This window comes from Polaromonas sp., assembly GCF_036676035.1.
In the GTDB taxonomy this organism is placed as follows: Bacteria; Pseudomonadota; Gammaproteobacteria; order Burkholderiales; family Burkholderiaceae_C; genus Polaromonas.
Map to the genome: position 1 here is coordinate 1 of NZ_JAKFDR010000019.1, position 7,400 is coordinate 7,400.

A 7,400-nucleotide genomic window follows, 5' to 3' on the forward strand; every position below is an offset into this window, starting at 1 on the left:
CTTTGGAACGTGGTCTGAACGATGGAGCGGTCAAATTTCATCTGGTTCACCTTTGAATGGTTTCGAGTTTCGAGGTTTCGAGGGTCTGCCTGTCATGCAGGCGTATTCAGAAGGCTGGCTCGATCATTCGCCGGCCATGGTCGCCCGAAGGCGCTTTTCCGTCCAATGAAATCGAGAGGGTGTATTCATTCCCTAAGCGCATGAATCTCCTCAGCCCATCAACCGGGTCAACCGGGCCGCTCCAGCGTGCCGCTCCATGCACGGATCACGGCATAGCTGCGCCAGGGCTTCCATGCATTCGAGGCCAGCTCGGCTTCCCGGGCCGGATTTTTCAGTCCCTGCACGCCCATCGCCTTGTGCAGCGCCACATCGCCCGCCGGAAACGCATCGGGCCAGCGCAGGGCGCGCATGGCGATGTACTGCGCGGTCCAGTCGCCGATGCCGGGCAAGGCCTTCAGCGCCTCCAGCGTGGCATGCACATCGGCGCCGCTATGCAGCTGCAGGCGTTTGTCGGCCACTGCTTGCGCGATGCCCACAATGGCAGCCTGGCGCTGCCTGACAATGCCTAGCTGCCCCAGCGCATCGCCGCTGGCCGCGGCCAGCACGGCAGGCGCCGGGAACAGCCGGGTCAGCTGCGGCCAGGGGGTTTGCACCGGCTCGCCAAAGCGGTCGACCATGCGCTGCGCCAGCGTGCGCGCCGCAGCCACGGTGATCTGCTGGCCCAGCACCGCGCGCACGGCCAGCTCATAGCCATCGAGCGCACCGGGCACGCGCAGGCCATCGCCCTGGGGGAATCCGGCATGCAGCACGCTGTTGATGGCCGCAGGGTCGGCGTCGAGGTCAAACGTGGCGCGCACCCGGCGAATCACCAGCGGCAGCACCTCGCGCAGCGAGTCGCTGACGTTGAGCACCAGCCGGGAGCGCGCCTCATCAAAGGCCGCCAGCAACCAGCCGGCGTGCACCTTGCCGCCGGACTCCACACGAAATGTCCTGCCTATCGAGGGGTGTTGCGCATCGGCAGCCACGAATTCAATGGCATGGATGGTCCGCTGGCTGAAAAAGGCGAGCATGGCCGCCACGTCGTAAGGGGGCCGGTAGCCCAGCCGGATGGTGATGCCCGGCGCGGCGCCGTTGGCCTGGCCGGCATCGCTCACACCCTGGCGCCGCAGCTGCGTGGGGTTGAGCTTGTAGTGCTCGACAAAGGCGGCGTTGAAGCGCCGCACGCTGGCATAGCCGCTGATCAGCGCAACCTGCGTGATGGGCAGGCTGGTATCGGCCAGCAACTGCTTGGCGGTGTGCAGCCGGCGCGTCTGCAGGTACTGCATGGGTGAGACGCCAAACTGCGCCTCGAAAATCCGCCGCACATGGCGGTCGCTCACGCCCAGCCGAGCCGCCAGTTTTGCGACGGTGGGTTCCTGTAGTGCCAGGCCTGAAGGCCGCAGCGCCGGGCCGCCCCAAGCAAGGCCAGCCCCCTCGGGGGGCAGCGTAGTACGCGAAGCGACAAGCGTGGGGGCTATATCTTCAGGCTCATCCAGCAGGCGGGCCGCCTGGTGGGCCAGGATGTAGGAGGCGTCCTGGATGGACCACACCACCGAGTGCGGCGCCAGTTCGGGCCGGCAGCGCAGGCAGGGGCGAAAGCCGGCGCTCTCGGCCTGTGCCGCATGGCTGAAAAACCGGCAGTTTTCGCGCTTGGGTGTTTTGACGCTGCAGACCGGCCGGCAGTAGATGCCGGTGGATGTAACACCGGTAAAAAAACTGCCGTCAAAGCGTGCGTCCCGCGCCTTCAGGGCGAGGTAGCAGTCGTTGTCGGCGAGGGGGGGCTGGGCGCTGGTCATGGGTGCATGTTACGCCGGGCGCAGCTTTTTACTAGCCGTTTTCGGACATATCCCTGAGAACCTGTTTACGATCTAAACGGGGCCGCGCAAGCACCTTCTCGGGATGGGATGCAAGGCGCGGTGCGCCGCCCATAGCTTGGGCTATGGGCAAGCGCCGCAACGCCGCAGACCGCCCGAGAAGGCGCTTGCCCTTCGGGTTGGGGTGACGCAAACGCGGTCGCGTTTGCATCCCCATGGGGGCAGCCGCACGACGCACAGCCGGCCGGCTGTGCGGTCGGGCGATTGAGCCACCCGGGCCCTTGCATGGGCATTAGCCCATGCGGCGGACCCGAGCGCCCCACTCATCCCGATTGCACCCCAACGCGGCCTCGTTCAGATCGTAAACAGGTTCTGAGTCCCCAGCCCCGGTTTCCCTTGCTACATTTAAAGGTAAGGCCTCTTTACTCACCACCAACCATTTTTGAGCCAGCGCATGTCACTAGAAGTCATTGAAGTCGAAACCGCCGCCAACCCCACTGCCAGCGTGGTGCTTATGCACGGCCTGGGCGCCGACGGCCGGGACTTTGTACCCATCGCCCAGGAACTCCAGCTCTCAGCCGTGGGCCCGGTGCGTTTTGTGTTCCCCAACGCCCCCGTCATGCCCGTCACCATCAACGGCGGCTACCAGATGCCGGCTTGGTACGACCTGCTGGGCGCTGACCTGACCGCCCGTGAAGACGAGCCGGGGCTGCGCCGGTCGCAGACGGCAATTGACGCGCTGATTGCACGCGAAATGGCGCGCGGCATTCCGGCCCGCCGCATCGTCGTGGCCGGTTTTTCGCAAGGCTGCGCCCTGGCCCTGATGACGGGCCTGCGCTACGGCGAGCGGCTGGCCGGCATCATGGGCTTGTCGGGCTACCTGCCGCTGGCGGCCAAGGCGGCGGCCGAGCGCGACCCGGCCAACCAGGGGCTGCCCATTTTCCTGGGGCATGGCCGGCACGACAGCGTGGTGCCGCTGGCCGGCGCCACCGCTTCACGCGACGCCCTGAAAGCGTTAGGCTATGAGCTTGAATGGCACGAGTACCCCATGGAGCATTCGGTGTGCATGGAAGAAGTGGCCGATATAAACCAATGGCTGCTGCGCGTGCTGGCGTAGGGGCTTTCCCGGAAGACCGGGTGCCGGCTGGGCGCAGCAAACCGCTTTCAGCCGCGATTTACAGGATGAAATAAGCCTGCAGCCCAATAAATACGTGCCATTAAAGCTACTAAAACGATAGCAAAAAGAATGGACGGGTCCGGCAGCACGTCGGGCGCGCCACTGGCCGGCCAGTGCAGGGCAGCGCCACCGCCAGCAAACAACGCCGGCCTGTGATACCTTGCACGCCAACATAAGACCTTGAGGGAAGATAGATATGACCAGCTTGCAGGATCGCATTGAAGCGCTCGGCCCCACGAGGCTCAAAGGCATGCGCCGCGGCATTGAAAAGGAAAGCCTGCGCGCCCAGCCCGGCGGCGCCCTGGCGCTCACGCCGCACCCGGCGGCACTCGGCTCGGCGCTCACACACCCCAGCATCACCACCGATTTCAGCGAATCGCAGGTCGAGCTGGTCACCGGCGCGCACAAGGGCCTGGACGATGGCATCCAGGCCGCGCTGGACGAGCTGACGCAGATCCACCAGTTCACCTACCGCAGCATGCAGGCCCTGGGCGACGAAATGCTCTGGGTCTCCAGCATGCCCTGCGACCTGCCGACGGACGAGACCATTCCGATTGGCCGCTACGGTTCGTCCAACGTCGGGCGCGCCAAGAGCGTCTACCGCATGGGCCTGTCCCACCGTTACGGCCGGCGCATGCAGACCATCTCGGGCATTCACTACAACTGGTCGCTGCCCGATGTGTCGAGCAAGGAGTACTTTGCGCTGATCCGCAACTTTCGCCGCCACGCGTTCCTGCTGCTCTACCTGTTTGGCGCATCGCCCGCCGTGTGCTCCAGCTTTGTCGCCGGCCGCCAGCACGAGCTGCAGTCGTTGACCGACCACACCATGTACATGCCGCACGGCACCTCGCTGCGCATGGGGCGCCTGGGCTACCAGAGTGACGCACAGGCCTCGCTGGCCGTGAGCTACAACAGCCTGGACGGCTACGCCGCCTCGCTGCACGACGCGCTCACGCGCCCCTATCCGGCCTACGAAGCCGTGGGCATTCGCAACCCCGGCGGCGACTACAACCAGCTGGCCACCACGCTGCTGCAGATTGAAAACGAGTTCTACGGCACCATCCGCCCCAAGCGCGTCATCCACCCCGGCGAGCGCCCGCTGCACGCGCTGCGCGAGCGCGGGGTCGAGTACATCGAGGTGCGCCTGATGGACCTGGACCCGTTTGTGCCCGTGGGCATCCAGGCGCAAACCATGCGTTTTCTCGACATGTTCCTGCTGCACTGCCTGCTGACGGACAGCCCGCCCGACACCCCGCAAGAGATTGCCGCACTGGCGCGCAACCAGCACCGCGTCGCCGCCCGCGGCCGCGAGCCCGGCCTGCAGCTGGAGCGTGCCGGCCAGGAAGTCACGCTGACCGAGTGGGGCGCCCAGCTGATCGCCGGGTTCGCACCGATTGCCGCCGCGCTGGACGCCGCCCAGGGCAACACCAGCTACAGCGACGCACTGGCCGCCGCCGGCACGGCACTGCGCAACCCCGACTTGCTGCCCTCGGCCCGCGTGCTGGCCGCCACGGTCAAAGCGCACAACAGCTCCTTCGTGGCCTTCGCCCGCGCACAGTCGGCCCAAACCCGCAGCACGCTGCTGGGCCTGCCTTTTACGGCCGCCCAGCAAGCGCACTTTGAGGCGCTGAGCCGGCAGTCTGTGCAAGAGCAGAAAAAGATTGAAGCGGCAGACACCATGCCGTTTGAAATCTACCGCGAGCAGTATGTGTCGCCGGACCGTTTGGGGATGCCCCGTAGCCTGGCGCAGGCGGCGTAAGCTCGCTGGGGTTCGCTGGGGCTGCAGGGTCGGTTTGGGGCTTTAATAAGCACAAAATTGGCCTCTGTCCCTTATGGAATGTGCGCAAGTAGCTATTAAAATGGTAGCGGATTTGCCTTGCGCAGATCGCTGCAGCGGGCCTGACCGGCCGGTTTGAGCTGCAGCCCGGTATGGCCGGGCGCCGCAGTGGTTCGCCAGTGGGTCACAATTCGCGCTAGCTTACGAACTGACGCCCCGGACAAGAAAGAACCTCAAGATGGCCATCCAATGGTTTCCCGGTCACATGCACCTGACCAGAAAAGCTATTCAAGAGCGCATCAAGGAGATTGATGTCGTGATCGAACTGCTGGACGCACGCCTGCCGGGCTCCAGCGCCAACCCCATGCTGGCCGAGCTGACCAGCGGCAAGCCTGCTTTGAAAGTGCTCAACAAGCAGGATTTGGCCGACCCGGCGCGCACCGCGCTGTGGCTGGCGCATTACAACAGCCTGCCCGCCACCCGCGCGATTGAGCTGGACGCCAGCGAAACCGCCCCGGCCCGCCGCCTGATCGACGCCTGCCATGCGCTGGCGCCCACGCGCGGCAGCATGGTCAAACCCATGCGCGTGCTGATCTGCGGCATTCCCAACGTCGGCAAGTCCACCCTCATCAACACCCTCACCGGCAAGCGCGCCGCCAAGACCGGCGACGAGGCCGGCATCACCAAGCTGGAGCAGCGTATCGTGCTGGCCGACGGGTTTTACCTGTGGGATACGCCCGGCATGCTGTGGCCCCGCATCATCGTGGCCAAAAGCGGCTACAACCTGGCTGCCAGCGGCGCGATAGGCCGCAACGCCTTCAACGAAGAAGAAGTCGCGCTGGAGCTGCTCGATTACCTGATCAAGGACTACCCCGACCTGCTGGCCGCGCGCTACAAGGTGGAAATAGCGCCGGGCATCACCGACGAGCAACTGCTTGAAGGCATCGGCCGCAAGCGCGGCGCGGTTTTAGCCAAGGGCCGCGTCAACCTGCAGAAGGCCGCTGAAATCGTGATTTATGAATTTCGCGCCGCCACGCTGGGCCGCATCACGCTGGAAACGCCGCAAGAGTTTGCCCAGTGGCTGGCCGCCGGGCAGAAGGTGGACGCTGAACGGCAGATCAAAAAAGACAAGATTGAAACCGACCGCCTGATCCGGTTCAAGAAGATTGCGCGGCCGGGCAAACCCGAAACTCCCGAAACTCCGTAGCAGGACGGCACCCACCCCGCCCATGCCATTCATTGTTTTTCTGCGCGACAACGCCCGCTGGCTGGGCGGCGGCTTTCTGCTCTTTTTCTTTTCTTCGTTCGGCCAGACCTTTCTGATCTCGCTGTCGGCGGGCGACATACGCCGCGAGTACGCGCTCTCGCATGGCGCGTTCGGCTCGCTGTACATGGCGGCCACGCTGGCCAGCGCGCTCACCTTGCCGCGCCTGGGCCACCTGGTAGACCACTACAGCGCCAAAAAAGTGACCCTGCTGGTCGTGCCCATGCTGGCGCTGGCAGCCGCGTGCATGGCGCTGTCGCGTCACATCGTGGCCCTGTTCGTGGCCGTTTACCTGCTGCGCCTGTTTGGCCAGGGCATGATGTCGCACACGGCCTTCACCGTCATGGCGCGCTGGTTTTCAGCGCAGCGCGGCAGGGCGGTCTCGCTCGCCACGCTGGGGCTGAACACTGGAGAGGCGCTGCTTCCCCTGGCGTTTGTGGCGCTGGCCGCCTCGGTGGGGTGGCGCAACACCTGGTGGCTTGCCGCCGGTGCGCTGCTGTTGCTGGCGCTGCCGGTGATTGCCTCGCTGACCGCCGTGGAGCGTGCGCCGCAAGCCACCGACCCGGCGGCGCGCGCCGGCACCGTGCGCGATTGGACCCGTGCAGAGGTGCTGCGCGACCCTCTTTTTTACGGGGTGATGCTGGCCATGATGCCGCCGGCTTTCATCGGAAACACCATCTTCTTTCACCAGGTCTACCTGGTCGAGTTGCGCGGCTGGTCGCTGGAACTCTTCGCCTCGTCTTTCACGCTGTATGCCGTGATGACCATCGTTTTCACGCTGGTATCGGGCCAGCTGATAGACCGCATCTCGGGCCGGGTGCTGCTGCCTTTTTACCTGCTGCCGCTGGGGCTCGGGTTGCTGTTGCTGGGGTCTGTGGAGGCGCCGTGGATCGTCTTTGCCTTCATGGCGCTGTACGGTGTATCCAACGGCTTTTCCTTGTCCCTGTATGGATCGCTCTGGCCTGAAATCTATGGCGTGAAGCATCTCGGCGCCATTCGCGCCGTGATTGTGGCCGTGCTGGTCTTTGCCTCGGCCACGGGGCCGGGGATGGCCGGGCTGCTGATCGACGCGGGCGTCAGCTACCCGGCGCTGATCGTCGCGCTGGGTGTTTACTGTGTGTTGATCTCTGTGGTGATGCTGCGGGTGGTGCGCCGGCTGAAAGCGCGCTCTCTTGCCGCTTGACGGCGACGCTCACTATCGTTGCACCTAGTACTGCAACCCGAAAATATCGAAACATGAAAGCGCGTCTTCGCACCCATGGCGGCGTTGCAACCCTTGCGAAGGCGGCCAGCCTTCGCTGCGGCTTGCGCCTTGCCCTGGGCACGAAT

General features: G+C 65.0%; 5 protein-coding genes. 4 read left to right on the forward strand and 1 reads right to left on the reverse strand.

Annotated elements, in window-relative coordinates:
* Window positions 1-227: 227 nt before the first annotated feature.
* Window positions 228-1,835, reverse strand: a complete 1,608-nt coding sequence (locus tag V6M61_RS04350; RefSeq protein WP_332775342.1) for a DNA-3-methyladenine glycosylase 2 family protein — start codon at window positions 1,833-1,835, stop codon at window positions 228-230.
* Between the two features lie 472 nt (window positions 1,836-2,307).
* Between V6M61_RS04350 and V6M61_RS04355 the strand changes: the two genes are divergently transcribed.
* The 4 genes from V6M61_RS04355 to V6M61_RS04370 all read left to right on the forward strand — a co-directional run bounded on the left by V6M61_RS04355 (window position 2,308) and on the right by V6M61_RS04370 (window position 7,254).
* Window positions 2,308-2,970: an alpha/beta hydrolase gene (locus V6M61_RS04355; protein ID WP_332775343.1), complete on the forward strand. Its 663-nt coding sequence runs from the start codon at window positions 2,308-2,310 to the stop codon at window positions 2,968-2,970.
* Window positions 2,971-3,226: 256 nt separating this feature from the next.
* Complete coding sequence (gene gshA / locus V6M61_RS04360; protein ID WP_332775344.1) at window positions 3,227-4,789, forward strand: glutamate--cysteine ligase; 1,563 nt, start codon at window positions 3,227-3,229, stop codon at window positions 4,787-4,789.
* Window positions 4,790-5,045: 256 nt separating this feature from the next.
* A complete protein-coding gene (ylqF, locus tag V6M61_RS04365) occupies window positions 5,046-6,014 on the forward strand; it encodes a ribosome biogenesis GTPase YlqF (protein WP_332775345.1) in 969 nt (322 codons plus the stop codon).
* A 22-nt stretch (window positions 6,015-6,036) separates the two neighbouring features.
* Window positions 6,037-7,254: an MFS transporter gene (locus V6M61_RS04370; protein ID WP_332775346.1), complete on the forward strand. Its 1,218-nt coding sequence runs from the start codon at window positions 6,037-6,039 to the stop codon at window positions 7,252-7,254.
* The last annotated feature ends 146 nt before the right edge of the window (window positions 7,255-7,400 follow it).